General features: G+C 67.3%; 18 protein-coding genes and 1 pseudogene. 7 read left to right on the forward strand and 12 right to left on the reverse strand.

Features of this window, described 5'->3' with window-relative positions; all coding sequences use genetic code 11:
• Nucleotides 1-316 precede the first annotated feature (316 nt).
• On the forward strand, nucleotides 317-1360 hold the full coding sequence (locus AWC07_RS27705) for a hypothetical protein (RefSeq protein ID WP_084293617.1): 1044 nt from the start codon (nucleotides 317-319) through the stop codon (nucleotides 1358-1360).
• Nucleotides 1361-2139: 779 nt separating this feature from the next.
• Here the strand turns inward: AWC07_RS27705 and AWC07_RS17675 are convergent.
• From AWC07_RS17675 to AWC07_RS17690, 4 genes are all read right to left on the reverse strand, one after another.
• Entirely contained in the window at nucleotides 2140-3561 is a 1422-nt protein-coding gene (locus tag AWC07_RS17675) for a phytoene desaturase family protein (RefSeq protein WP_036415972.1), read from the reverse strand.
• Nucleotides 3562-3629: 68 nt separating this feature from the next.
• Nucleotides 3630-5195, reverse strand: a complete 1566-nt coding sequence (locus AWC07_RS17680; RefSeq protein ID WP_036415973.1) for a WS/DGAT/MGAT family O-acyltransferase — start codon at nucleotides 5193-5195, stop codon at nucleotides 3630-3632.
• Nucleotides 5196-5209: 14 nt separating this feature from the next.
• Nucleotides 5210-6751, reverse strand: a complete 1542-nt coding sequence (locus AWC07_RS17685; RefSeq protein ID WP_036415974.1) for an acyl-CoA synthetase — start codon at nucleotides 6749-6751, stop codon at nucleotides 5210-5212.
• Nucleotides 6752-6777: 26 nt separating this feature from the next.
• Entirely contained in the window at nucleotides 6778-7542 is a 765-nt protein-coding gene (locus AWC07_RS17690) for an SDR family NAD(P)-dependent oxidoreductase (protein WP_036415976.1), read from the reverse strand.
• Between the two features lie 182 nt (nucleotides 7543-7724).
• Here AWC07_RS17690 and AWC07_RS17695 point away from each other — a divergent pair, with 182 nt between their 5' ends.
• A complete protein-coding gene (locus AWC07_RS17695) occupies nucleotides 7725-8372 on the forward strand; it encodes a QsdR family transcriptional regulator (RefSeq protein WP_167380098.1) in 648 nt (215 codons plus the stop codon).
• A gap of 9 nt (nucleotides 8373-8381) precedes the next feature.
• On the opposite strand, the gene AWC07_RS17700 is transcribed toward AWC07_RS17695, so the two are convergent.
• A complete protein-coding gene (locus AWC07_RS17700; RefSeq protein WP_036415977.1) occupies nucleotides 8382-10148 on the reverse strand; it encodes a DUF3556 domain-containing protein in 1767 nt (588 codons plus the stop codon).
• Between the two features lie 227 nt (nucleotides 10149-10375).
• On the reverse strand, nucleotides 10376-12109 hold the full coding sequence (locus tag AWC07_RS17705; protein ID WP_085105169.1) for a PE family protein: 1734 nt from the start codon (nucleotides 12107-12109) through the stop codon (nucleotides 10376-10378).
• Between the two features lie 757 nt (nucleotides 12110-12866).
• On the opposite strand from AWC07_RS17705, the gene AWC07_RS27710 reads away from it, so the two are divergent.
• The gene (locus tag AWC07_RS27710) at nucleotides 12867-13448 is read left to right on the forward strand and encodes a DUF2231 domain-containing protein (RefSeq protein WP_051508212.1); all 582 of its coding nucleotides are present in this window, start codon (nucleotides 12867-12869) and stop codon (nucleotides 13446-13448) included.
• A complete protein-coding gene (locus AWC07_RS17715; protein ID WP_051508211.1) occupies nucleotides 13441-13743 on the forward strand; it encodes a Rieske (2Fe-2S) protein in 303 nt (100 codons plus the stop codon). The genes AWC07_RS27710 and AWC07_RS17715 overlap by 8 nt, the downstream gene beginning before the upstream one ends.
• A gap of 37 nt (nucleotides 13744-13780) precedes the next feature.
• On the opposite strand, the gene AWC07_RS17720 is transcribed toward AWC07_RS17715, so the two are convergent.
• Nucleotides 13781-14992 carry a PucR family transcriptional regulator gene (locus tag AWC07_RS17720; RefSeq protein WP_051508213.1) on the reverse strand — a complete coding sequence of 404 codons (1212 nt, stop codon included), beginning with the start codon at nucleotides 14990-14992 and terminating at the stop codon, nucleotides 13781-13783.
• 358 nt (nucleotides 14993-15350) lie between these two features.
• On the opposite strand from AWC07_RS17720, the gene AWC07_RS17725 reads away from it, so the two are divergent.
• The 3 genes from AWC07_RS17725 to AWC07_RS17735 are packed head-to-tail and all read left to right on the forward strand — an operon-like array spanning nucleotide 15351 to nucleotide 19015.
• The gene (locus AWC07_RS17725) at nucleotides 15351-16091 is read left to right on the forward strand and encodes a lysophospholipid acyltransferase family protein (protein WP_139829759.1); all 741 of its coding nucleotides are present in this window, start codon (nucleotides 15351-15353) and stop codon (nucleotides 16089-16091) included.
• Nucleotides 16092-16094: 3 nt separating this feature from the next.
• Entirely contained in the window at nucleotides 16095-17738 is a 1644-nt protein-coding gene (gene fadD12, locus AWC07_RS17730) for an acyl-CoA ligase FadD12 (protein WP_036418051.1), read from the forward strand.
• The gene (locus AWC07_RS17735) at nucleotides 17735-19015 is read left to right on the forward strand and encodes an alpha/beta hydrolase (RefSeq protein ID WP_085105170.1); all 1281 of its coding nucleotides are present in this window, start codon (nucleotides 17735-17737) and stop codon (nucleotides 19013-19015) included. The genes fadD12 and AWC07_RS17735 overlap by 4 nt, the downstream gene beginning before the upstream one ends.
• Nucleotides 19016-19310: 295 nt before the next feature.
• On the opposite strand, the gene AWC07_RS17745 is transcribed toward AWC07_RS17735, so the two are convergent.
• From AWC07_RS17745 to uvrC, 5 genes and pseudogenes are all read right to left on the reverse strand, one after another.
• Nucleotides 19311-20696 carry a WS/DGAT/MGAT family O-acyltransferase gene (locus AWC07_RS17745; protein ID WP_036419626.1) on the reverse strand — a complete coding sequence of 462 codons (1386 nt, stop codon included), beginning with the start codon at nucleotides 20694-20696 and terminating at the stop codon, nucleotides 19311-19313.
• A gap of 43 nt (nucleotides 20697-20739) precedes the next feature.
• Nucleotides 20740-21717, reverse strand: a complete 978-nt coding sequence (gene whiA / locus AWC07_RS17750; RefSeq protein WP_139829760.1) for a DNA-binding protein WhiA — start codon at nucleotides 21715-21717, stop codon at nucleotides 20740-20742.
• Nucleotides 21714-22800: pseudogene (locus AWC07_RS17755) on the reverse strand (YvcK family protein). The gene whiA and the pseudogene AWC07_RS17755 overlap by 4 nt, the downstream one beginning before the upstream one ends.
• A complete protein-coding gene (gene rapZ, locus AWC07_RS17760) occupies nucleotides 22797-23711 on the reverse strand; it encodes an RNase adapter RapZ (RefSeq protein ID WP_051508238.1) in 915 nt (304 codons plus the stop codon). Before rapZ ends, AWC07_RS17755 begins: the two are co-directional and overlap by 4 nt.
• The gene (uvrC, locus tag AWC07_RS17765) at nucleotides 23708-25651 is read right to left on the reverse strand and encodes an excinuclease ABC subunit UvrC (protein ID WP_085105172.1); all 1944 of its coding nucleotides are present in this window, start codon (nucleotides 25649-25651) and stop codon (nucleotides 23708-23710) included. Before uvrC ends, rapZ begins: the two co-directional genes overlap by 4 nt.
• Between the last annotated feature and the right edge of the window lie 126 nt (nucleotides 25652-25777).

Genomic DNA, 25777 nt, shown 5'->3' on the forward strand with positions numbered 1-25777 from the left:
CAGCCTAGATCAGTGATAGGCGCCGACGCCCCGCCGGTAAGAGCGCTGGACCTCTGCGGTGGCATGCGGGTCGAGTGCGGGTTGCGACAGAGGTGAGTGTCCGACAACGCGCGGCTGCACCCAGCGGCCTTCTTTCAGGGAAAACTGACGGCGAACGTCACCATTTGGAAACGGCGCGGTGCGGCGTGTCTCGTGTTTCACGTCGGCTGCCGAAAATTGTGCGGGTCGGCTAGACACGAGTGCAGTAGGGCTAGGCGGTGCTGCTGCACGGTTTGATTGCGGAAATGCTGAGTGCCACTAAAGAGGAGTCGGCGTGATGACGGTCTTCGATCGGTTCAACTTGAAAGTGGTTGCCTGCGCTGGCTTGTGCGGGGCCGCTATAGCGTTGAGCCCGGATGTAGCTGCCGCCCCGCTGAAGACCGGCGGCTACGGGTGCGTCCAGGGGATGGCGGGCGAGGGTGCAGCGCCGGTGGCCGGCGGAGCCGGTGGAGCGGCCGGTGGAGCGCCCGCAGCCGGTGGAGCGGCCGCAGCTGGTGGATGCTGCGCCGCGGGCGGAGCAGCCGCGGGCGGACCGGCCGCAGCCGGCGGAACAACAGCCGGGGGCGGCCCCGCAACGGGTGGCGGCTCCGCAACAGGTGGCGGCCCGGTAACGGGTGGCGGCTCCGCAACAGGTGGCGGCCCCGTAACGGGTGGCGGCTCCGCAACGGCCGGCGGAACAGCAGCGGGGGGCGGACCAGCACCCATCGCCGAGGTATGTGCGGCTAGCGCTCCGCTCACTGACATGTCGGGTGTTCCGCTGGTAGTGCCCGGACCGGTTCCGGCGGTGCCGGCCGGTGCTCCGCTGATCGCACTGGGACCACCAGTGCCCGCCGTTGCGCCGGTACCCGCCGCGGCCCCAGTGCCCGCCGTTGTGCCGGTACCCGCCGTGGCCCCAATGCCCGCCGTTGCGCCGGTACCCGCCGTGGCCCCAATGCCCGCCGTTGCGCCGGTACCCGCCGCGGTCCCAGTGCCCGCCGCTGTTCCGGTGCCCGCCGTTGCGCCGGTGCCCGCCGCTGTTCCGGTGCCCGCCGCTGCGCCGGTGCCCGCCGCTGTCCCGGTGCCCGCCGCTGCGCCGGTGCCCGCCGCTGTGCCGGTGCCCGCCGGCGCCCCGGTCATTGCGCCGATGCCGGCTGGTGTTCCGTTGATCGCACTCGGGCCGGTGGCGGCGGGTGCGCCACTGGATGCGCCGGCGCTGGCCGGGGCTCCGATCGTTGACATGTCTGGGACCGGCAAGGGTGCGCCGACTGGTCCCGCACCGGCCGGCGGGCCCGTACCCGGCCAGCCCGTTGCGCCCGGTCCTTCGGGTGCGGGCGCTGGCTGAGGTTCAGCCTCGTCCGTCCTCTCTTCGGTTTGTGCCGACCAGCTGGGCACCACCAGCGAATGCAGTGGCTGCCGCCGGTGGGCCAGTATCTCGTCGGCGGTCTTCGCCCAGGCCGGGCGCGGTGATGGTAAGCGTGCCGTCAAGCGTGGAAGTCAAAGCGCGCGTGAACAATTCGAGCGGCCCGGGCACACCCTGGTCACGTCGGGCTGACCGAGCAACGTGATTGCCCGCCAAGCTGTCAACCCCGCGACATCTAGCTCTGCATCCCCACACGGCACGCCGATACCGCACCTCGCTCGAACCTCTTGTGATGGTGGGCGTTCGGGGGATGCCTCACGTGCTCACCCAATCGGCTGCCATGCCGCGGCATCGAGTGTGCGGCGACGGCTTTGAACGTGCATGTAGGGCGGGAACCGCCACGATCGGCCGCCCTGACGGCACACTCGGCGCCGCAAGCGCTCACTCGGCGCCCACCAGCGCACAGTCGACGCCACCAGCCGCCGACCCAACCGCGCCAGCCAACGACCTTCATCTTTTCGTGCCGGGCATAGGCCCCTCAACGCTCCGAGCGACAGTTTCGGTTGCGCCGTGCCGCGAATGAGGTTGCCGCGCAGGCGGGCACGGCGAGCGTCGCCTCCGACAGAAACCAGTGTTGCGGATGTGGCTAAGCAGCAATATGGACCCGATTCATCCGTGACCGACGAGACGATTCTCACTCGTGCATGGGCTTTGTCGAGTCGTATCGAAGGCATGAAACGGCGGCGCCGGAACGGCGGACGTCAGCGCCGCTTACGCAGCCACCGCAACGCTGATTCTGCGGCGTAGTACCCACACAGTCCATGGATGCCGGCACCTGGCGGCGCGGACTGCGAGCAGAGGTAGACACCGGGCACCCCGATCACATAGGGATCGACGGCGATCCGCGGCCGGAAGATGACCTGGAGCCGGTCGTTGGCGCCGCCGATGATGTCACCACCGATGAAGTTTCGGTTGTAGGCCTGTAATTCGGTGGTGGACTTGCTGACGCTGGCGATGATGCGGTCGCGGAAACCGGGGGCGAACCGCTCGATCTGGTCGACGACGGCCGCGGTGGCGTCACCGGTGTAGCCGAACGGCACGTGGGCGTAGGCCCAGATCGGGTTGACGTCGCCCGCTGAGCGGGAACGGTCGGCGAGGTACTGCTGCCCCACGAGAACAAAGGGCCGTCGCACCATCCTGCCTTGTGCGCGTTGCCGTTCCGTGTCGGCGATCTCGGCGAAGGTGCCGCCCAGATGCACGGTGCCGGCGCGCCCACAGTCCGGATTGGTCCACGGAATGTCGCCCTCGACGGCGAAGTCGACCTTGAACGCCGACGATCCGGCACGGTAACGCCGATAGGACGACTTGATCCGCGCCGGCATCACATCGCCGTAGAGCTCCAGGACGGCCGCGGGGCTGAGATTGAGCATGACGATGTCTGCGTCCGGGATGTCGCGGCGGCTGGTGACGGTCACGCCGGTGGTGATGTTGCCGCCGTGCGCCCGCAGCGCGGCACCCAGTGCCTGCGTGATCGACCCCGATCCGCCCTGGGCGACGGGCCAGCCGTACCGGTGGCCACTGGCCAGGATCATCAGACCCAGTGACGCGGTCAGCGGCCGGTCCAGACGCGTATAGACGTGCGCGGCCGCCCCGCCGAACAGCGCTCGTGTCTGCTCGGTGCGAAACCAGCGCGCCATCACGGTGGCCGGCAGCGCCGCACGCGGGCCGAACCGGGCCAGACGCAACGGGTGACGCGGGACGTTGATCACCGGCCGGAGCAAATCGCTTGCTAGGTCATCGAATCCGGCCGCCAGATCCCCTACCGCGCTGCGCCAGCGGCTGCCGTCGGGTCCCATCCGCGTGGCGGTCTTCTCGATCGACTGGAACAGCACGCCGGCGCTACCGTCGTCGAGCGGATGCGCGCAGTCGATCTCCGGCCACTTCCAGGTCAGCCCATAACGCTGCAGGTCGATCTCCTGCCAGAACGGCGAACCGACGCCCAGCGGGTGAAACGCCGAGCAGTGGTCGTGGATGAGTCCGGGAACGGTCAGCTCACCCGAGCGCGCGCCGCCGCCGATGGTGTCGCCGGCCTCGAACACCTGCACGTCGAGACCGTGGCGGGCGAGCTGGATCGCTGCGGCCAGGCCGTTGGGTCCGCCACCGACGACGGTCGCGTTGGTCATCGCATCGGGCGTTGAATCGTCACCTGGACGAGCTTAAACGTCGGCCAAGACCGGGCCGACAACGCCAGCTATCGGCGGCCCGTTGTCGACTTCTGCTTCTTCACCGACTTCTTCACCGGCTTCTGGGTCGGGCCGCGGCGCGGCGAGGGCGGCTGCGGCGGCTGGGCCCACTGCGCGCCGGTGGCTTCGAACAGCCGGGTGATCTCGGCGACGTGCATGTCGGCGAGATCCCAGACGTCGGGGACGAGCTCGCGGTCGGCGATGAAGCCGAAGTCGAGCCGGTCCAGGTAGCTCACCACGGTGATGTTGAGGCCCTGCCCGTCGGTGACGATCGACACCGGGAACTGGTGACACAGCTTCGCGCCGGCGAAGTACAGCGGTTGGCGGGGCCCGGGCACGTTAGAGATCACCACGTTGAAAGGCTGCGACACCCGGTCGGCCAGCCGCAGCCGCGACGCCAGCCGCACCGCCGCGGTGGCCAGCACCGGCGACGAGTAGCGGCTGAGGTCCACCAGTTCGGCGGCCGGGACCAGCTCGTGGGTGCGCTTGGCGTCCTGCATGGCCTTGCGGCACCGGGCGACCCGTTCCACCGGATCGGCACAGTCGGTGGGCAACTCGGCGACGATCGCCGACACCCGGTTGGTCCACGGGTCCGCCTCGTCGCCGGTGCGGATCGACACCGGCACCATCGCCCGCAGCGGGCGGTCCGGCAGCGCGTCGTGGGCCAGCAGGTACTCCCGCAGCCCACCGGCGCAGATCGCCATGACAACGTCGTTGACGGTGCTGCCGGTGGCGTCCTTGAGCCGTTTGACGTTGTCCAGCGAGGTGGTGCGCATGGCGAAGCGGCGGTGGGCGCTGATCGTCTTGTTCCACGGCGTCGGCGGTGCGGTGATGGCGGGCAGCGAGACGTTGGGCCTGCTGCCTCTATTTCTGAGGCCCAGTTGGGCGGCCCATTTGACCGCATCCCCGGCCCGGCTGGCTGCACTGCTCACGGAATGGATTCCCGCCGCATCGGCGAGCCGACCCACGATCCGGGCCTGGACCCGCAGCGCCAGGAACGGGTTTCGCGCGAGGTGGCCCGCCGTCCGACCCAGCAATTCGGCGGTGGACGGCAGCTTCTCGGGCTCCCACGACGGACCCTCGCCCGGCGGCGGCGCGTCCGGCTGGGTGTCGGTGACTATCTGCAGCATCAGCATCCCGGAAGCCCCGTCGATGGTGGCGTGGTGATATTTGGTCAGCAGCGCCCAGCGCCCGTCGGCCAGGCCGTCGATAACGTATACCTCCCACAGCGGCCGGGTGCGGTCCATCGGCCGCCCCACGATCCGGCACACCTGCTCGCCCAGCTGATCGACGAGACCTGGTCGGGCCAAATGCAATTCGCGAATGTGGTAGTCGAGGTCGAAGTTGGGGTCGAACACCCAGTACGGATGGTCGAGCCCGAACGGCACTTCGACGAGGCGCCGCCGCAGCGGCTCGAGCGCGCCGACCAGCGACGCGAATTTGGCGTATACCGCCGCGTACGGGTCGTAGTCGGGGCTGGGCCGTTCGAAGATCATCAGGCCGGTGACGTGGCCGAAGGTCGTCGGCGTCTCCAGGTAGAGGAACGCGGCGTCCAGGCCGGAGAGCTGCTTCATGGATGGCGCCTTGCTTACTCGGGTGCCTCTACCGAAAACTGTTCCCGCAGAATGCGTTTGAGCGCCTTACCGGTCGGGGTGCGCGGGATGGCGGCGACGAACACCGCCCGCTTCGGCAGCTTGTAGCGGGCCAGCTTGCCCTCGCAGTGCCCGAGCACCGCGGCCTCGTCGAGTTCCGGGTCGGCGCGCACCACCACCGCCAGCGGCGACTCGCCCCATTTGGTCGACGCGATGCCCACCACCGCGACGTCGGCGATGCCGGGGTGGGACAGCAGCGCGTCTTCGATCTCGGCCGGGTAGACGTTCTCTCCGCCGGAGATGATCATGTCCTTGATTCGGTCCTGGATGTAGACGAAGCCGTCGGCGTCGCGGACCGCGATGTCGCCGGTGTGCAGCCAACCGTCGATGATCGTCTCGGCGGTCGCGTCGGGACGGTTCCAATAGCCGGCCATGATGTGGCGCCCGCGAATCAAGATCTCGCCCGGAACACCGGCTCCCACATCGGCGCCCTGCTCGTCGATGATGCGAATGTCGGTGTGGAAGAACGCCTTACCGGTCGACCCGATGTGCGACATCGCGTCGTCGGGGCCGATCACGCAGCCCGGACCGCACGATTCGGTGAGCCCGTAAACCTGGTGGACCTCGAAGCCCAGGTCGGCGTAGGACTTGATCAGCGAGGGCGGCACCGGCGACGCCCCGCTCATGATCCAGCGCAGCGCCAGCGACTCCCGCAGCGCGGGATCATACGTCGGCAGCATGAAGTTCAGCATCGCCGGAACGGCCAGGGTAGTGGTGATCTGCTCATCGCGGAACACCTCCCAGATGCGCTTGGGGTCGAACTGGCGCAACATGACGATGGTCGCACCGCGGTAGACACAACCGACCAGCGGGGCAAGTGCGGCCACGTGAAACAACGGCAGCGAGATCAGGTAGCGGTCCCGGAATCGCATGTCGACGCTGGCCAACATGGTCAGCAGGCACCACTGCACGCTGTCGTGGGTGTGCACCGCGCCCTTCGGCAGTCCGGTGGTGCCCGAGGTGTACATGATGAACAGCGGGTCGTCACCGTCGCCAACGGCCGAAATCGGCTGCGGCGCAGCCTGATCCACTGCGACGTCGAAGTCGGCCGCCCAGGCCGGGCCGTCGGCGCCGACGCGCAGCCAGTGGGCCACCGGTGTGCCGTCGTCGTTGCCGCCGCGATCGTGCAGCTCGGCAACGACGGCATCGTATTCGGCGTCGAACACCAACACCGTGGCCCCCGAGTCGCGCAGCATGAACGCCAGCTCGTTGGCGACCAGCCGCCAGTTCAACGGCACGACCACCAACCCGGCCCGGGCCGCGCCGTAAAAGACCTCGACGAACTGGTGGGCGGTGGGCAACAGCACGGCGACCCGGTCGCCCTTGCCCAGCCCCAGCCCGGTCAACACCCGGGCGGCCCGGTCGGCGCGGTCGTCGAGTTCGGCGAAGGTGAACCGCCGTCCGGCGGTCTCATCGACGAGTGCCTCCAGGGAGGGATTCAGCTCGGCTCGTTTGCGCAGATGCGATCCAACGTTCATGACTGCCTTTCTCAGAGTCGGTGCGGTCAGGAGGTGAGCAGGCCGCCCTCAACGGGCAGCGTACTTCCGGTGACGTAGCTGGCGGCGTCACTGGCCAGGAAGACCAGCGCGGCTGCCAGTTCTTCGGCCAGGCCGACGCGGCCCATCAGGGTGCGCGGGATGACCGTGGTCTCGACGTAACCGGCGGGGAATTGGTCGGTCATCTCGGATTCGAAGAAACCGGGCGCCAACGCGTTGACCCGGATGCCCTTCCGCCCGGTCCACTGCTGGGCCAGGTCGCGGGTCAGACCGATCAGTCCGGCCTTGGACGATGCGTAGGCGGCCTGCGGCAAACCGGCGGTGGTCAGGCCGAGCACGCTGCTGATGTTGACGATCGAGCTGCCGGGCCTCATGACCTGCGCGCACGCCTGCGCCATCCAGTAGCAACCGTTGAGGTTGAGCTCGACGACGGAACGGAACTGATCGGGAGTCTCGCGGGTGGCGGGCACCGCGGTCCCGACGCCGGCGTTGTTGACCAGGATGTCGACCCGCCCGAACGTGTCGATCGCAGCCTCGACCAGTGCCCGGCACTGCTCGGGATCGGTGACGTCGGTACGCACCGCGACGGCCTTGCGCCCCGCCGCCTCGACGAGCGCACGGGTGCCGGCCAGCCGGTCCTCGCGCCGCGCGCCCAGCACCACGTCGGCCCCGGCCTCGGCCAGGGCCTGCGCGAACGCGACACCGAGGCCGCTGGATGCCCCGGTAACAATCGCGACCCGGTCGTCGAGTCGGAAGCGGTCGAGGATGCGCATCACAGCACTTCGCTTAGCGGGGTGAACATCATGATTGCATCATATCTAGATATGTTGCATATCTGCAACCAAACGCGACATACTTCACTTCGATAATCCCAGATATATCCGCTTTAGTAGCCAATAGCGCCGGATGGCGACGTCCCGTGCTGCAACATCTTGTAATCTGTTGCAAACGCGAGATGTTGGTTCCCACAGCTAGGAGGTGCGACATCGGCGAAACACAGCTGGCTCGGCTGCTGGCGGCGACGGACCGCCGCCCCGATGCCCTGACGGCCTTCCGCATCGCCCGGCGGTGGTTCATGGCCGGTCGGCGGATCGAGATGCAGGAGCTGGCCGCCGAACTCGGCGTGAACCGCGCCACCTTGTTCCGCTGGGTCGGCAGCCGTGATGAACTCCTGGCCGAGATTCTCTGGTCACTGGCCGAACGCACGCTGGCACTGGCCGTCAACAACGCGCCCGGGTCCGGCGGCGAGCGCATCTCGGCCATCATCGGCAGCTTCGTGGCGTTGCTGGACGAGGCGGAGTACTTCCGCGAGTTCCTGCGACGAGAACCGGAACGGGCGCTGCGCATCCTGACCACACAGGCCAGTACGGTCCAGGCGCGGTTGGTCGCGGCCGTCGAAACCCTGCTCCGCGAGGAGATTACGCGCACGCAGCTGCACCCGCCGTTACCGCCGCACGACCTGGCGTACCTCATCGTGCGGATCGTCGAGTCCTTCCTCTACTCCGACATCATCACCGGCGAACAACACGACGCTGCCAAGGCGGCGCTGGCAGTGACCGCACTCCTCGGAAGCGATGCGCCGCCGGCCGGTGCCCCCGCCTGACAGCGTCCGTTATGGCGTACCTGGCGCAGCGCGCTGAGTCGTGACGTGGACGGGAAATTCGTCGCCGGGTTCGGGCCACGGCTGACGCGACAGCATGTCCTTCACCTCGACATAACCGGCCTCGAGCACGCCGGCTTTGGCGTCGACGATGCGGTACCACTGCTTTTGGACGTGGATCGGTTGGCCCTCCAGGATGACGACGCGGATTTCACCCTCCTCGAAATTGCACCGCCGCTGCACCGCGGCCAGCAGTTGCTCGTTGTGCAGGTGGCCCTCGCCGAAATTCCAGCCGACCAGCGGCCCGGCAATCAGCTCGCCCTCACGCACGCTGTAGTCGGTCTCGTCGACCTCGCCCCCGACGGCACGGGAAACCAAGCCGTTCAGTGCTCGGCCGTGAGTGTGCATCGCCCGGAACGCCGCGGTCTTGTCCATCATGATTTCCGCACGGTCGGCGCCGTAGAGCCTGGTCAGCTGATTGACCACCAGCGCAGAGCTTTTGACGACGTTGGCCTCGAGCTTGTCCTCGACCCCGGGGCGGAAGCACCACACGCTGGTGGCCCAGTTGCCGGCGTAGTAACGCATGGCCAGCAGGAACGAAATCTTCTCGGGGAAAAGGTTTCCCGCAACGTCCACGGCCACCGCGGCGAGCACGATCGCCAGCAGCAGCGGTGACTGCAGGTCGGTGGCCTGGATCGCGCCGTAGTGCCCGAACAGATAGAACAGCGAAAAGATGAAGAACACGTTCCACTCCAACGGCACCCCCATCGGAAGGTTGGAAAGGATGTTGAGGTGGAAGATCACCATGAACCCGATGAGGAACCATCGCCAGGGATGGCCGTCGGCGACGAACACCAGCACCCCGGGGACCAGGAATTCCGCGGTGGTCCCCCCGACGTGGGCCATCAGCTTGGGCAGCCAGGACGGGCGCAGGTCATTGACCGGGTCCAGGTAGAGCAGGTGCTTGAGCCAGTTGAACAACCTGCTGCGCAATAGCGCATTGTTGCTCGTCATCACCGAGACGACGTACGGGAAGTGGTGGTTGAGCTTGGACGTCGCCGCGCCCCACCACAGCGCGAGCATGATGAGCTTGAACGCCGCGATCTGATCGGTGAACGGGAAGAAGAACACGAACAATTTCAGCCAATAGTGTTCACCGCGGGCCGCGAGGAAGATCGTCTTGTCGCGCAGACCCAGCAGCGCCAGGGCCACGATCGTCGGGATGACCCGCACCGGGTCGATCAGGCCGACGTCGCCGGCCCCGGTGACCGGTCCGCCGTGGCCCGGGGACACCAGTGCCCACACCCCACCTGCCAGCACGACGGCGTAGAGGATAACGTCGACGACGGTACGACTGTCGCCGCCGGTAAACGGAACTTTGTCCGGCCAGGCGGGCAGTCGAATGGTCTTGGGCCGCAACCAATATAGGAATCCGCCCACCGGTGGCATGAACCGGCCGGTCAGCGGGCCGGAGCCGCAGCCGAAGCCCATCACCTCGAACAACAACGTGAAGATGACGACCTTCTGGTACACGATCGGTTGGGTCCACCAGTCGGCGATGTGGGCCAGCCCGCCCAGGCCGGGCGTGAGCGAAATGATCGCCGCGGGCGCGGCGAGGTATACCCCGATCTTGACGAGGTACAGCAGGTATGCGGCGTACGGAGTTCCGAAGCCGTGCTCGACCCAATGACGCGTGGCGATTTGTAGTCTCGTTGCCCGGGGCAGCGTCTGCCAAGTGGCGGGGTCGACGTCCGGAAGCTCCGGTGACATGAAACCCATGGCGGCCTTCCTATTTGGTCCGGTGTGAAATCAATTGACGGGCAAGGCGAATCGGCGTCGCTCAACTCGGTGGTCGGTCCTGGAGGGTTCTGGGCATCGGTTGGCTCCCTCGGTCTTTCTGACATAGATGTTCGCACCACCGCCGGTCATCTGGCGAGACCGTCGCGCCGGTCTCTCCCTGATCGTCGGCTGCACACCCGGTTATTCGGAGTCGTCGGTATTACGGATCAGGTTGGAAACGGCTGACCGCTCAAGATCGCCGCGACGGCCACCCCGGCAATTCCCGCGCCGAACACGCCCAGGGTGATATTGGTGGCCGGGATGAGTTGCATGTTCTGACTGAAGCCGTTGAGGTCGCCGGCAGCCAAATCCCCGATGCCGTCCGCCAGGTACTGGGCATCGGCGGTCACGAAATAGCCGGGCCCCTCCACCAGAACCGGCATCATCTGCTGGGCGACGACGATCGCATTGATCAGCTGCGGGGAAGCGCCTTGGCTGAGCGCGGCGCCGATGAGCCAATCACCGGCCTGGTACATCGCTGACGTGATAGCCGGATCGAGGGTGTCGTTGATGACGGTGTCGAGTACGCCGGGCAGGTAATTCAGCGGCCCGTCGATGGCGGCGCCGATCTGCGGCGGGACCGGGAGTGCGGCCGGCAGGGCCGGCGTCGGCACCGACGGGAGCTGCGGCAGCGGCAGATTCGGGATCGCCACCTTCGGTAGCGGCGGCAAGCCGACATCGGCAAGCGCGTGGTCGATGCCGTGCGCGGTCGAGCCGGCAAGGTCACCGGCGAGGGTGAGCGCATCGATATGGGTCGGGAACAGCCCCGCGGGGGTGGGCACGTCGGCGTATCCGGTTCGGTCGTAACCCAATTCGATGATCACCCGCAAGTCCGGCTCGACGAGATCCAGCAGCGGCGCGGGCACGATGCCGCGCAGCGGCTCCAATAGCGGCAGATGCTCGCTGGGAAGCAAGATATAGGTGGTGTAGACGTCGGCCGGGGACACCGGCTGAACCACACCCGCCGCGACCTGTGCGGGGGTCAGTTCCTGATAGGTGCCGTGCGCGTAATAGATACCCAACAGCGCGTTGAGGTCGGCGGGAATGTTGAGCGGGTACTGGGGGAAGTCGGCAAAGCCGTCGTATTGGCGCGTGTACACCGTCGTCGGGTAGAGGTTGCTCGGTGTCGCGCCGTTGAACGTCAGACCCAGCGGCTGCACGAAAAGCCCCGGAAAGCGGGCCAGTAAGCCGCCGTTGGGATTGTTGGGATCACCGAGCAGCACGAAGGAGAGCTGGTCGGGGCCGGGCCGTAGGTCGACGGGCAGGCTTGCCAGGTAACGCATTTCGGCGGTGGCCACCGAAGCGCTCTGGGAGAAGCCGAGGACCACGACGTCGTGTCCCGCGGCGTGCTGGGCCATGATTGCGGCGTGCAGATCGGCGGCACCGGCGGCCACCGATTGGTCAAAGGTCAGGCTGGGGATGCCGGTGAACGGCTGGAACTGCTCGGGCGTGGTCACACCGAATACCGGTGAGCCCGGGTAGAAGGGGCGGAGGTAGAGGTTGTAGACCTGCTGCAAGTAGCGAAACGTCGGTCCCGGGTTTCCGGTGGGTCCCATGATCAGAACTGTCGGCCCGGGCGACCCGACGGTCCCGTTCGGCGACGGCTGCACCAGCGCGCGATTGGTGGCCTCGGCGCCGGCGTACGCCTCCGCCCCAGCCCCGAGCGCCCGCACAATGTGGTCGTGATACGCCGCGATCTGGGCGCTGACAGTCTGATAGTCCCGCGCGTACGTGCCGAACAGCGCGGCGATCCCCTGCGACACCTCGTCGGCGCCCGCGGCGAGCAGCTGGGTGGTGGTGACCGCTGCCGCGTCGTTGGCCGCGCTGATCGCCGCACCGATGCGGGCCACATCCGAGGCCGCCGACGCCATCATGTCCGGCTCGGCCACCACAAACGACATTCCCGCCACTACCACCCTCCCGTGCGGCCGGGTCGGCATCGGCGCCGCCCCGTGGTGGCTGGATGGTAGCTAACGAGTCACGCGACTGGGCCGAAACCGACCCAACCCGGCGAGCATCCGCCGGGTCCGCCCCCCTCTGGCGGACCCGGCGACGCTACTTCGGGCTACCCCTAGCTAGGCCGGGCCCGGCGGCCTTGGCCGGCTCGGGCTCAGCCATGCGCGACCCCTCAACACGCACGGACGGGTACCCACTGCCGCCTCAGACAACTCGTCGCGGTCCCAAGAAACCACACCCCGCGCCCTTCGAGAGACCGGTGGTCGTTCCCGCACGCGATCCGGCGCCCTTCCGAGCCTGGTCTTGCGAATTGACGTGCGCATACGCTAGAGGCCCAAGGAGGATAGACACCATATGCGCCCGCACCGAAGCTCAAGATCACTTTGGTGCGCGCGGCATGAAAGGGCTTCGCATCCTAGCCATGCATGGCGGGCCGGTTAACCGACCGGGTCGCCCGCATTTCTCGTCCTCCTACCTGAAACACGCTGCAGCATAGGGTGTTTCGCCCGTATCGCAGATGTGTCGATGAGCGTGTCGGGAAAGCGCCGCGCCGGAGTCGGAGGCTGAGGCTGGACCGATCGGTGATGAGCTCTCCGGCCGCGGGCTTCGGCCCGACCACGCTGAACGTAAGGGCCGAACAGGATCGCAACTGAAACCTCGGACCAGCGGATTCAAATTGCCCGGGTGGGGTAATGCCAGAGGATGCCCGCCTACACGCCCCCCCGACCGTTGGTCGACGCGTTTGAACGAGCCCGGGTGCTGGACGTTCCGGCACAGTCAATGGCCAAGAGAGTCCGCCAGCTACTGGCCCAGCCGAAACTCAAACAAGCGATCAGCGGAACATGGCTCGGTCATCCGGTCCATCCGCCATTGACCGACGTGGTCATCGGCTCATTCCTGTCGGCGTCGCTGTTGGATGTGATCGCCCCCCGCTCCGGTGCGACAGCCGCACGGCGGCTGATCAGAGTGGGCGTTGCCGCGACCTTGCCCACCGCGCTCACCGGCATCAGCGACTGGGCCGACACCGAACTCTCCGACGAAGGGGTACGCCGCGTCGGTCTGGTCCATGCGGAACCGAACAGCGTCGCACTGCTGCTCAACGCCGCCTCATTGAGAGCCCGTCGGCGCGATCGGAGGCTATCCGGCGTGCTGCTCGCGTTCGCCGGAGTCACCGTGCTGGGGTTCAGCGGATACCTGGGGCGGCCACATGTCATATGTGCGCGGGGTCGGCGTCAATCAAACCGCGTTCGACCCCGGTCCGCCGCAGTGGACGGCGGTGCTTGACAGCGCCGAGCTTGGTGACGGACAACTGCACGGCACCGATGCCGAGGACGCGCCGGTACTGCTGGTGCGTCACGACGGCGGGCTCTTTGCCATTCACAACCGCTGTAGCCATCGCGGCTGTCTGCTGAGCGAGGGCGAGCTGGAGGGCGCGGTGATCACCTGCCCATGCCACGGGTCACAGTTCGACGTTCGCAACGGAACCCTGGTGCGCGGCCCTGCCACTACCGGCCAACCCGTGTTGGACGTGCGGGAAACCAACGGGCACATCGAGGTTCGCACCACCAGCCGGGGCTGAGCGGTTGCGGCCCGAGCCCGCGAAAGGAATCCGACCGTTACTTTGGTGCTCCTAGCACCGCCGGGGCCATCCACCGGCAGATCTCCAACGCGACCTGTACCTTGAAGACGGCATCGGGATCGTCGAAGCTGCCTCCGCACAGCTCCATTGCCTGAGTTACCCGGTACTGAATGGTGTTGCGGTGCAAGATCATCGCTTCGGCCGTCGCGACATAACTGCGATTGCGCACCAAGAACTCGCGCAGTGTCTCGCGTAGCCACTCATTACGCTCGTCGTCCACGCTGAGCTCGCCCAGTACCTCTGACACGTAGCGCCGCAGCGCATCCACGTCGGCGGCCATCAACGCTATCGGCGCCACGTCGTCGTAGCAGACAACTCGGGCGCGGTGACGGGCTTCGCCGGCATGGACCACCGCTCTCACCAACTGGGCCTGTTTCAACGAGGCACGGAAACCACGCAGCCCGTCTGCCGCCTGGCCGCAGGCCAGCCGGGCTCGGATGCCCGCCGACTCGAATGCTGTGCGCAGGCGCGACGGATCACCGGCGCGGTGGTCCCAGACCGAAAACCACAGCCGCGCCTCCCGTTCGTCGGTCGGCACCAGCAGCGAGCCGCCCACCAAGCCCAGCTCGGCGGCTACCAGGCAACGGACCTGCTCGAACACGGCCATCACGTCACCAGTTGGCACCGCCGCATCCACCCATACCACCGCGGCGACATGCATTCCGTCCAGCCGATACCGCAACAACTTCTCGGCGCGCTGCACGTCCACCGGGGTGCCGGCCAGCAACTCGCTGACCAACTGCTGTCGCAGGCCGCCTCGGCGGCTCAGCCAGCGTTCGTGTTCCTCTTCGTAGGCGACGATCATCTGATCGGCCACCAAGTCGACGATTCGTGACGAGCGATTCACCAGCTCGACGATGGTCGGCACCCGCTGCGCGGGTTCCAGCAGCGACACATACTGCATGGCCACCTCGAGAAAGCGTGCATGGCCGAGTCGATGCGCCCGTACCAACGGCGCCAGCGGCACATCGCGCTGCGCCGCGGCCCGCGCGTAGGCCAGCGCGGCGGGTGGCGCTTCGAGCAACGACGTCGGCGCGTCGCGTTCCAGGTAATGGACGGCTGCGACGTAGTTCTCGGTGATACTGGCCTGCCACATGTCCAGCATCCGGCTGTCGTAGTCGAGCCCCTGGATTTCGTTTTTCATGGTGTCGAACACCTCCGCGATGAATTGGTCGCGAATGGTGTCCATTCGCCGGGCGATCACCGAAATGGGGCTGCCGCCGGCCTCGCCACCGACCTGGGCCACTTCTGCGTCCCTCCTGGTCTAGCGTCGTTGATCAGTTGCCCGGCCGGAGGCGGGCACCAAATGAACACTGTTGCCCGGCCGGAGGCGGGCACCAAATGAACACTGTGCCCGCCCACGGACCGGAGCGGAGCGGTTTCGCCGCCGATGCCGGCGCGCCGGTCCGACACCGGTCGCTACCATCGAGGGACTCGACGGCAACGCAGCTCAGAGAGAGCCTCAAGGGAGGAACGTGAGCACCGACAGCCCAGACATCGGAGGTCCCGAGATCGACAAGTGGGATCCCGGCCTGACCAAGCGGTTGATGAGTGTCATGCGCCCGATCTTGAAGACGTACTTCCGGTGCGAGGTGCATGGCCTGGATTCTTTTCCGCCCGGCGGAGCGCTGGTGGTGGGCAACCACTCGGGCGGAATGTTCCCGATGGACGTTCCTATCTTCAGCATCGATTTCTACGACAAGTTCGGCTACGACCGGCCGGTTTACACGCTGAGCCACGACATTCTGTTCATGGGGCTGACCGGGTCGCTGTTCCGGCGCACCGGCTACATCCGGGCCAGCCGGGACAACGCAGCCAAGGCGCTGCGCTCCGGCGGCGTGGTGATCGTGTTTCCGGGCGGTGACTACGACGCGTACCGACCCACGTTCGCCGAGAACGTCATCGACTTCAACGGTCGCAAGGGATATGTCAGCACTGCGATCGAAGCCGGGGTGCCCATCGTGCCCGCGGTGTCCATCGGTGGTCAGGAGACGCAGCTCTACCTGTCGCGCGGCACCTGGCTGGCCGAGCACCTTGGACTAAAGCGCTTGCTGCGCAGCGACATCCTGCCGCTCTCATTTGGTTTTCCGTTCGGGTTCAGCGCCGCGATTCCGCCCAACCTGCCGCTGCCCACCAAAATCGTCACCGAGGTGCTGGATCCGATCGACATCACGGCACGCTTCGGCGAAAACCCCGACATCGACGAGGTCGACACGCATGTGCGGTCGGTGATGCAGGAAGCCCTCAACAAGCTCGCGGCCACCCGTCGTTTCCCGATTCTGGGCTGAACGATGACATCTCAGGCATCTCGTATCAACCAGGCTCTCGGTCTGATCACGACCATGAGGCGCGCCGGGCTGATCGCACCGATGCGGCCGGACCGGTACCTGAAGATCGCCGCCGCTATGCGTCGCGAAGGTATGGGGTTCACCGCGGGTTTCGCCGGTGCGGCGCAACGCTGCCCGGACCGGCCGGGCCTGATCGACGAACTGGGCACGCTCACCTGGCGCCAACTCGACGAGCGCAGCGACGCCTTGGCCGCCGCGCTGCAGCAGTTGCCGGCCGGGCCCCCGAAAGTCGTCGGAATCATGTGCCGCAACCATCGCGGGTTCGTCGAGGCATTGATCGCGGCCAACCGGATCGGCGCCAACATCGTGTTACTCAACACCTCGTTCGCCGGTCCGGCGCTGGCCGATGTGGTGAGCCGGGAGAACGTCGACACCGTCATCTCCGACGAAGAGTTCACCGTCACCGTAGATCGCGCCTTCGCCGACAAACCGGAAGCCACCCGCATCCTGGCATGGACCGACAACCAGCCCGAGCTCACCGTCGAAAAACTCATCGCCGCGCACGCCGGGCAACGGCCCCAGCGTAGGAGCGTCAACGGCAAGGTGATCCTGCTGACGTCCGGCACCACCGGAACGCCCAAGGGCGCCAAGCACTCTGGTGGTAGCGGTGGAGTCAGCACGCTGAAGGCGATCCTGGACCGCACACCGTGGCGGGCCGAGGAGCCGATCGTGATTGTGGCTCCGATGTTCCACGCCTGGGGCTTTTCCCAGCTGGTGCTGGCCGCGTCACTGGCCTGCACGATCATCACCAGGCGCAAGTTCGACCCGGAGGCCACGCTGGACCTCATCGACCGCCACCAGGCGACCGGGCTGGCGGTGGTGCCGGTGATGTTCGACCGCATCATGGAGTTGCCCGCTGAGGTGCGTAATCGCCACAGCGGCAGGTCGTTACGCTTCGCCGCCGCATCCGGCTCCCGGATGCGACCCGATGTCGTCATCGCCTTCATGGACCAGTTCGGCGACGTGATCTACAACAACTACAACGCGACCGAGGCGGGCATGATCGCCACCGCGACCCCGGCCGACTTGCGCGCCGCGCCCGACACCGCGGGCAAACCGGCGGAGGGAACCGAAATCCGGATCTTGGACCCGGAATTCAACGAGGTACCGGTCGGCGAGGTCGGCAGCATCTATGTCCGCAACGACAGCCAATTCGACGGTTACACCTCTGGGACCACGAAGGACTTCCACGCCGGGTTCATGGCCTCGGGCGACGTTGGCTACCTCGACCAGAACGGACGGCTGTTCGTTGTCGGCCGCGACGACGAGATGATCGTCTCCGGCGGCGAGAACGTCTACCCGATCGAGGTGGAGAAGACGCTGGCCGCCCATCCCGACGTGGCCGAAGCCGCGGTGATCGGCGTGGACGACGAGCAGTACGGCCAACGGCTCGCGGCGTTCGTGGTGCTGGAGCCCGGCGCTCACCTCGATACGGGCGCGGCCCCCGAGATCCTCAAGCAGCATGTGCGCGACAACCTGGCCAACTACAAGGTGCCCCGCGAAATCACCGTTCTCGACAAGTTACCGCGTGGCAGCACCGGCAAGATCCTGCGCGCCGAACTGCAATCACGGGTCAGCGGCTCATGAGAGGCGAGCGACTGCTGAGGCTGGCGCGCCGTCCCCGGCCGCTGACCCGCGGGGCGGTCGAACTCGTCAACGCCGCCAACGGATTTCATCCGATTACCCGCCACCCCTACGCCGCGGCCCTGGTGTTCTGGTTCGGCTGGCCGGCCTCGGAGGTGCCGGGCGTGTATCTGAGTGCCTCGGTGCTCGACGCGGTGCGCCGGGGGCGTCGCGGCGATTTCGCCGGACCGAAGGGAAAGGCGGCGTTGGCGTTGACGGTTGCGGCCTGGACGATCCTGGGAGTGACCCGCTACCGCGGCCACACGACTCCGGGCCCGGTGCTGGAAGCGGGGTTGAGCGAGGGGCTCGGGCCGGACTACGCCAAGGAGCTGGCCGCGCTGCCGACCAAGCCGACCCGCCGCGGGAGGCGTAACCTGCCGCTCCGCACCACCGTGGCGCGCCGGCGCTATGTCGAGAAGACCAACATCGTGGCGTACGGCCCGCACCGGCGCGCCAACCTGGCCGACATCTGGCGTCGCCGCGACCTGCCCCGCGACGGCAAGGCGCCGGTGCTGGTGCAGGTGCCCGGCGGCGCGTGGGTGCTGGGCTGGCGCCGCCCGCAGGCGTATCCCTTGATGAGCCATCTGGTTTCGCGGGGCTGGGTTTGCGTGTCGCTGAACTATCGGGTCTCTCCCCTGCATACCTGGCCGGCGCACATCGTCGACGTGAAACGTGCGCTGGCGTGGGTCAAGGAGAACATCGCGGCCTACGGCGGGGACCCGGAATTCGTTGCGATCAGCGGAGGTTCAGCCGGCGGGCACCTGTCGGCTCTGGCGGCTTTGACGCCCAACGAGCCCAGGTTCCAGCCCGGTTTCGAACAAGCCGACACGTCGGTGGTGGCAGCGGTCCCCTTCTACGGGCGCTACGACTGGTATTCCACCGACGCCGACGGGCGACCCGAATTCATCGGGCTGCTCGAAAGGTTCGTGGTGAAGCGGAAATTCAGCCAGCATCGGCAAATCTTCGTCGACGCGTCGCCGATCCACCACGTGCGGGCCGACGCGCCGCCGTTCTTCGTGCTGCACGGCGCCGACGACTCCCTCATCCCGGTCGTCGAAGCCCGGGAATTCGTCGACGAATTGCGCGCGGTGTCGAAGGCTCCGGTCGCCTATGCTGAATTGCCCAATGCCCAACATGCTTTCGACATCTTCGGTTCGCCGCGAGCGCATCAGACCGCCGAGGCGGTGGCCCGGTTCTTGTCCTGGGTGTACGTGACCGGCCGCCCGCCCGCTACCGACTAGCCAGCGGACATAGCCGGTTTCTGCCCACCGGGGCAGCGGCCGGCGGAGACGGCCGGGACGGCGGCAATGGCGGCGCGGGTGGCGCGGGCGGGCTGTTCGGCAACTCGGGCGCGCCTGGCGCCGGCGGCGCCGGTGCCACTGGTGGGACCGGCGGCACCGGTGGGGGAGGCGGGATCGGCGGCAAGGGTGGCCTCGGCAACGCCCAGACAGTGAACGGCGTCGGCGGCGCCCAAGGTGCCACCGGCGGCACCGGCGCAACCGGCCTGGACGGCCAGCCAGGCTAACGCGAGTGCGCCTACCGCAGTTCCGCGGCGCGCTCCAGTTCGGCCAGCGCCGGCTCGATGGCGTCGGCCATCTCGTCGATGTCGTTGGCCACTTCCGGTGTCGTCACAAAACCGAAGTCCAAGTAGTCCTGGTACGAGAAGCACGTGATGTTCAATGCCACGTCCATGACCGGCGGCCCAAGTGGCACAAGGGAATCCAGCTTGGCGCCGGCCATATACAGCGGGAAGGGTGGACCGGGGACATTGGACACGACCAGGTTGATGGGCGCCAGGTTGTGCGACAGCCCGGTTGCCGTATACGCGCGGGCGGCCAGCTGCAGCAGGCCGGGTGGCGTGGTCTCGGTCAGCCCCATGATCTGATGCGCCGACAGCGCTTTGGCCATTTCCTTAGCGCTCTGGGTGCTTACGTGGATCGCCTTGAGTCGCTCGGCGGGATCCTCGATGTGGGTTGCCAGCGAAGCCGTCATCGAGCTGATCTGGTTGCCCACATCGGATTTCGTCTCGTCGGTGCGGGTGGAGACGGGGATCTGCGCGATCAGCGGCTTGGTGGGCAGCTCGTCGTGCTTTTGCAGGTATTCCCGCGCCGCCCCCGCCACCAGCGCCAGGACGACGTCGTTCAGCTTGACCCCGAAGGTGTCCTTGACGGCTTTGACCCGGGCCAGCTCTACCCGCGCGCCGGTAATCCGCCGGTGCGGCGACACCGACGCGTTAAACCGGGTCTTGGGTGCGTCGAAGTAGCGGGGTGGCTTGCTACGCACACCCAGAGCCGCGATCTGCTGGCGCACGGTCTGCTCCACCAGCCGCGCGACGCGGAACGGTGTCATGATGCCGACGTTGATGAGTGCGCTCACCGCACGCCGCTCCAGGCCGGGAATCTGGAATCCCACGAACCCAACCGTTTCCTGTTGCGGCGCCCGCGGTTCGGGCGTGACGTCCAAGAGGATTTCGCCCAGACCGGCGCCGGAGACTCCGTCGACGATCGCGTGGTGCATCTTGGTCAGCGTGGCGATCCGGCCGCCCTCGACACCCTCGATGACCCACAGTTCCCACAGCGGCCGGGAGCGGTCCAGCTTGTAGGACATCAGCCGGCCGACGAGCTCCTCGAGCTCGCGTCGCCCGCCCGGACCGGGAACGCCGATACGACGGACGTGGAAGTCGATGTCGAGGTCCTCGTCCTCGACGAACCAGGGCCGGTCCAGGCCCAGCGGGGCGCCGGTGACCTTCCACCGCAATTGCGGCAGCTCCGGCAATCGCTCGACGAGCAGTTCGCGGAGCCGCTGAAAGCTGTAGTCGGGCGCAGCACTGGGATCGCAGATCGCCAGCGCCCCCACATGCATGTGCCAGCCTGCGGTTTCCGCTGACCAAAACGCCGCATCAACGCTCGAGAGCCGCTTCATGCCATGACCGTAGCCCTAGCCGGTGTACCTGGACCAGCCCGGGCTAAGCGTCCTCGAGCAAATCCGGCGTCACCGCCGACTCGGTATCCGGAATCCCGTCGACCTTCGCCTTGCGGTCGGCCATCGACAGCAATCGCCGGATCCGGCCTGCCACAGCATCTTTGGTCATCGGTGGTTCAGCAAGGCGGCCCAGCTCCTCCAGCGACGCCTGCCGGTGCTCGACCCGCAGTTTGCCGGCCGAAGCCAGATGGTCGGGCACGGTGTCGCCGAGGATCTCCAGCGCACGCTCCACCCGCGCCGCCGCCGCGACCGCCGCCCGGGCCGAGCGGCGCAGATTGGCATCGTCGAAGTTGGCCAGCCGGTTGGCCGTCGCGCGTACTTCGCGACGCATCCGGCGCTCCTCCCATACCAGCCGGGTATCCTGCGCTCCCATCCGGGTCAGCAATGCACCGATCGCCTCACCGTCGCGCACCACCACCCGGTCGGCGCCGCGCACCTCGCGGGCCTTCGCGCTGACCCCGAGCCGACGTGCCGCACCCACCAGCGCGAGCGCGGCCTCCGGACCGGGACAGCTCACCTCCAACGCCGACGAGCGTCCTGGCTCGGTCAGCGATCCGTGTGCCAAAAAGGCTCCGCGCCAAGCGGCTTCGGCATCGGCGACACTGCCCCCGACCACCTGCGCCGGTAGGCCGCGCACGGGGCGCCCACGCACATCGAGCAACCCGGTCTGGCGAGCCAGCGCCTCACCGTCATTGGCGACCCGCAGGACGTATCGGGTGTTCTTGCGAATGCCGCTGGCCGACAACACATGGACCACCGCGTTGTAACCATAGAGCTCGAAGATGTCCTTGCGCAGCCGGCGAGCGATGCTGCCCAGGTCCACCTCGGCTTCGACGACCACCCGGCCGCCCACGATGTGCAAGCCGCCGGCGAACCTCAGCAGGGAAGTGACCTCAGCTCGCCGCGCACTGACCGATTTGACCACCAGACGACTTAACTCGTCCTTGACTTCGGTCGTCATCGCCACGCGTCGTCACTCCTCGGTCCGTTGCCGCCCAGCGCCGTGCACGCCGGTCTGTTGACGTCCACCCTCGATCGGTATCTCCTGTGTGGTCACCGGAGTCGCCGCCGGGCCTCTGTCCCGCGCCCGCACCGCGTCGAGGACGACCGCCAGCTTGCCCGGGTCATGTAAAGGTGTACCAGGTCTGGCGACGTCGGCGAAGTGCACCTCGGCCCGCAGCAGCGTGGCGGTGCGGCGCAGTTGCTCGCGCTCCCGCTCGCTGGGCACTCGTTCGGCGTCGATGATGATGTCGTGCACGGTGAACCCCGGGGCATGCTGGGCCAGCACGTGCAGATGGCGCTCCACCGAAAAGCCCGCCGTCTCGCCTGGCTCGGCCACCAGGTTGAGCACCAGCGCCCGCTGGGCGGTGGTGGTCTGCAGCGCTGTGAGCAGGCCGGGCACCAGCACATGCGGGATCACGCTGGTGAACCAGGAACCGGGTCCCAGGACCACCAGGTCGGCAGCCATGATGGCGTCGACGGCCTGCCGGGTCGCCGGCGGGTCGGCGGGCAGCAACCGCACCCGCCGCACCTTTCCCGGCGTGGTCGCGATCGCTACCTGGCCGCGGATCACCCGGAACATTCGCGGGTCGGATTCCAGGCCGGATACGTCGGCCTCGATCTGCAGCGCGATCGGACACATCGGCAACACCCTGCCCTTCACGCCCAGGATGCGTCCGAGCTCGTCGAGCGCGGCAACCGGATCGGCCAGCACCTCCGACAGGCCGGCAAGCATCAGGTTGCCAATCGGATGTCCGGCCAGAGCGCCGTCACCGCCGAATCGATGCTGCAGAATGGTCGCCCACAATCGCCCGTGCGGGCTATCAGATGCCAAGGCCGCCAACGCCATTCGCAAATCTCCGGGCGGCACCACGCCGAGTTCGCTGCGCAGCCGGCCAGAGGAACCACCGTCGTCGGCGACGGTCACGACCGCGGTGACGTAGGGAGTCAGCCGGCGCGCCGCCGATAACGTCGCATACAACCCGTGTCCGCCGCCCAGAGCGACGATGTTGTGGCTTGACTGCGGGCCGGCTGGCGTGTTCATTCTCGACCCAGATCCCGGTGCAGCACCCGTACCGATAGACGCGGATCGGAGCCGAGCAGCCGCATCAGCGCTTCGGCGATCGCCACGCTGCGATGCTTGCCGCCGGTGCAGCCGACGGCGACCGTCATATAGCGCTTCCCCTCCCTGCGGTAGCCCTCGACCACCAGCGACAGCAGCCGATGGTACGTCTCGAGGAACTCGGCCGCGCCGGGTTGGTCCAGCACGTAGTCCCGCACCGAGGGGTGTTGGCCGGTGAGTGGCCGCAGCTCGTCCACCCAATGCGGGTTGGGCAGGAAACGCACATCCATCACCATGTCGGCGTCCATCGGCAGCCCGTATTTGAAGCCGAAGGATTCGACGGTGACGCTGGTGGTCGCGCCGCCGTCGCTGCCGAACGCGCGCTCGATGCTTTCCCGCAAGCCCCGGACCGACAGGGTCGAGGTGTCGATGATCAGGTCCGCGTTGGCGCGCACCGGCGCCAGCATTTTGCGCTCGGCGGCGATGCCCTCGGCCAGTGTCTGCTGGCCCTGCAGCGGGTGGCTGCGCCGGTTCTGTTCGTAGCGGCGCACCAACATGTCGTCGGACGCCTCCATGAACACCACTCGGGGGGTGATGTTGCGGGTGGCCAGTTCGTTGCGCACCTCGTCCAGGTCGCCGGTGAATCCGCGCGACCGCACGTCCATCACCACGGCCAGTCGGGTGATCCGCGATCCAGCTGCCAGCCCGAAGTCGACCATGCGGGTGATCAGCTGGGGCGGCAGGTTGTCGGCGACGTACCAGCCCAGGTCCTCCAGCACCTTGGCCGCCGTGCCGCGTCCGGCTCCGGACAACCCGGTCACCAGAACCACGTCGATATCCGGGATATCCGGCGCCGCGTGGTTTTCCGGGCCCGCTGCGCTGTCCCCGTTCATTCCGAGGCTTCCGGTCGGTCGGGGCGCAGCGCCTCGAGGACGGCCGTAGCCGTGGCTACGCCGATACCCGGAACGGCGGTGATCTGGTCTACGGTGGCCTCCTTGAGGCGGGCGATCGACCCGAAATGGGTGACCAGCGCCTTGCGACGATGTTCTCCCAGTCCGGGCACCCCGTCGAGCGCCGATGCCGTCATTCGCTTGGAACGTTTGCTCCGATGGTAAGTGATGGCGAATCGGTGCGCCTCGTCGCGCACCCGCTGCAGCAGGTAGAGGCCCTCGCTGTTGCGGGGCATGATGATCGGGTCCGGTTCGGACGGCACCCACACCTCTTCCAGCCGCTTGGCCAAGCCGATCACTGCGACATCGGTGATACCCAACTCGTCGAGGACGGCTTTGGCCGCATTGACCTGCGGTGCGCCGCCGTCGACGACGTAAAGGTTGGGCGGGTAGGCGAACCTGCGTGACTTTCCTTCCGGGCTAAGCGGATTCGGATCGCTCTGATCACTCAAGTGGCGCAGGAAGCGTCGTCGGGTGACTTCCGCGATGGAGGCGACGTCGTCGGAGCGGCGCTGGCCGGCGGCCTCCCGGATCCCGAAGTGACGGTAATCCGACTTGCGCGGCAGGCCGTCCTCGAAGACCACCAGCGACCCCACCACGTCGGTGCCCTGCACATGGCTGATGTCGACACACTCGATGCGCAGCGGCGCGTCGGCCAGCCCAAGAGCTTCCTGAATATTCTGCAGCGCAGCCGATCTGGCGTTGAAGTCACCGGCTCGCTTCAGCTTGTGTTGCTGCAACGCCTCTTTCGCATTGCGCTGTACGGTCTCGGCCAGTGCCCGCTTGTCGCCGCGGCGCGGCACCCGCAGCGTGACCCGGGAGCCACGCAGCCCCGACAACCAGCTGGACAACTCCTCGGAGTTGGACGGCAGACAGGGCACCAGCACCTCGCGCGGCACCGGGTTGACCGATTCGTCTGCGGCGCTACCCAACTCGGCCTGCTCGCCGTAGAACTGGGTGAGGAATTGTTCGACCAACTGTTCCTGTCCGGAATCCCCTGGGTCTCCGGACTTTTCGACGATCCAGCCGCGCTGGCCACGGACCCGGCCACCGCGGACGTGGAACACTTGCACCGCGGCTTCGAGGTCGTCGTCGGCGAAGGCCATCACGTCGGCGTCGGTACCGTCGCCGAGCACCACGGCCTGCTTTTCCATGGCGCGCTTCAGCGCCGACAGGTCGTCGCGAAGCCGGGCGGCTCGCTCGAAATCCAGCTGCTCGGCCGCGGCGTTCATCTGACGTTCCAACTCGCGGGCATAGCGGTCGGTCTTACCCGACAGGAAGTCGCAGAAGTCCTCCACAATCTGGCGATGCTGCTCGGCGCTGACCCTGCCCACGCACGGAGCCGAACATTTGTCGATGTAGCCGAGCAGGCATGGCCGCTCGATTTGCTTGTGGCGCTTGAACACTCCGGTCGAGCAGGTTCGCGCGGGAAACACCCGGGTGAGCAGATCCAGCGTTTCCCGGATGGCCCACGCGTGCGAGTACGGCCCGAAATAGCGCACACCTTTGCGCCGTGGGCCGCGATAGACCATCAACCGGGGAAATTCCTCGTTGAGCGTGACGGCCAGCGCCGGATACGACTTGTCGTCGCGGTAGCGAACGTTGAAGCGGGGATCGAATTCCTTGATCCAGTTGTACTCCAGCTGCAGCGCCTCGACCTCGGTGTTGACCACCGTCCACTCGACCTTGGCCGCGGTGGTCACCATCTGCCGGGTCCTCGGATGCAGATGGGCGACGTCGGCGAAGTACGACGTCAGCCGGCTGCGCAGACTTTTCGCCTTGCCGACGTAGATCACCCGCCCGTGCGGGTCCCGGAACCGGTAGACGCCGGGCTCGACCGGGATGGACCCGGGCGCGGGGCGGTACGTTGCGGGATCTGGCACGTACCCAGGCTAGTAGTCTGCCGCCGGCGCCTGCGAGGTGCCAAGACCCCGGCAAGCATCACGAAAAGTGCCCGCGAAACGCCCTCGGTGCATCACTTAAGAATGCCCGCGAAATGGTTGATCCCG

It is taken from the genome of Mycobacterium gastri (genome assembly GCF_002102175.1).
Classification (GTDB): Bacteria; Actinomycetota; Actinomycetes; order Mycobacteriales; family Mycobacteriaceae; genus Mycobacterium; species Mycobacterium gastri.

Excerpts from the sequence above, each read along its gene's own strand:
- AWC07_RS27705 (WP_084293617.1), top strand. The coding sequence starts at position 317 with ATGACGGTCTTCGATCGGTTCAACTTGAAAGTGGTTGCCTGCGCTGGC.
- AWC07_RS17675 (WP_036415972.1), bottom strand. The coding sequence starts at position 3,561 with ATGACCAACGCGACCGTCGTCGGTGGCGGACCCAACGGCCTGGCCGCA.
- AWC07_RS17680 (WP_036415973.1), bottom strand. The coding sequence starts at position 5,195 with ATGAAGCAGCTCTCCGGCCTGGACGCCGCGTTCCTCTACCTGGAGACG.
- AWC07_RS17685 (WP_036415974.1), bottom strand. The coding sequence starts at position 6,751 with ATGAACGTTGGATCGCATCTGCGCAAACGAGCCGAGCTGAATCCCTCC.
- AWC07_RS17690 (WP_036415976.1), bottom strand. The coding sequence starts at position 7,542 with ATGCGCATCCTCGACCGCTTCCGACTCGACGACCGGGTCGCGATTGTT.
- AWC07_RS17695 (WP_167380098.1), top strand. The coding sequence starts at position 7,725 with ATGTTGGTTCCCACAGCTAGGAGGTGCGACATCGGCGAAACACAGCTG.
- AWC07_RS17700 (WP_036415977.1), bottom strand. The coding sequence starts at position 10,148 with ATGGGTTTCATGTCACCGGAGCTTCCGGACGTCGACCCCGCCACTTGG.
- AWC07_RS17705 (WP_085105169.1), bottom strand. The coding sequence starts at position 12,109 with ATGTCGTTTGTGGTGGCCGAGCCGGACATGATGGCGTCGGCGGCCTCG.
- AWC07_RS27710 (WP_051508212.1), top strand. The coding sequence starts at position 12,867 with ATGCCCGCCTACACGCCCCCCCGACCGTTGGTCGACGCGTTTGAACGA.
- AWC07_RS17720 (WP_051508213.1), bottom strand. The coding sequence starts at position 14,992 with ATGGACACCATTCGCGACCAATTCATCGCGGAGGTGTTCGACACCATG.
- AWC07_RS17725 (WP_139829759.1), top strand. The coding sequence starts at position 15,351 with ATGAGTGTCATGCGCCCGATCTTGAAGACGTACTTCCGGTGCGAGGTG.
- fadD12 (WP_036418051.1), top strand. The coding sequence starts at position 16,095 with ATGACATCTCAGGCATCTCGTATCAACCAGGCTCTCGGTCTGATCACG.
- AWC07_RS17735 (WP_085105170.1), top strand. The coding sequence starts at position 17,735 with ATGAGAGGCGAGCGACTGCTGAGGCTGGCGCGCCGTCCCCGGCCGCTG.
- AWC07_RS17745 (WP_036419626.1), bottom strand. The coding sequence starts at position 20,696 with ATGAAGCGGCTCTCGAGCGTTGATGCGGCGTTTTGGTCAGCGGAAACC.
- whiA (WP_139829760.1), bottom strand. The coding sequence starts at position 21,717 with ATGACGACCGAAGTCAAGGACGAGTTAAGTCGTCTGGTGGTCAAATCG.
- rapZ (WP_051508238.1), bottom strand. The coding sequence starts at position 23,711 with ATGAACGGGGACAGCGCAGCGGGCCCGGAAAACCACGCGGCGCCGGAT.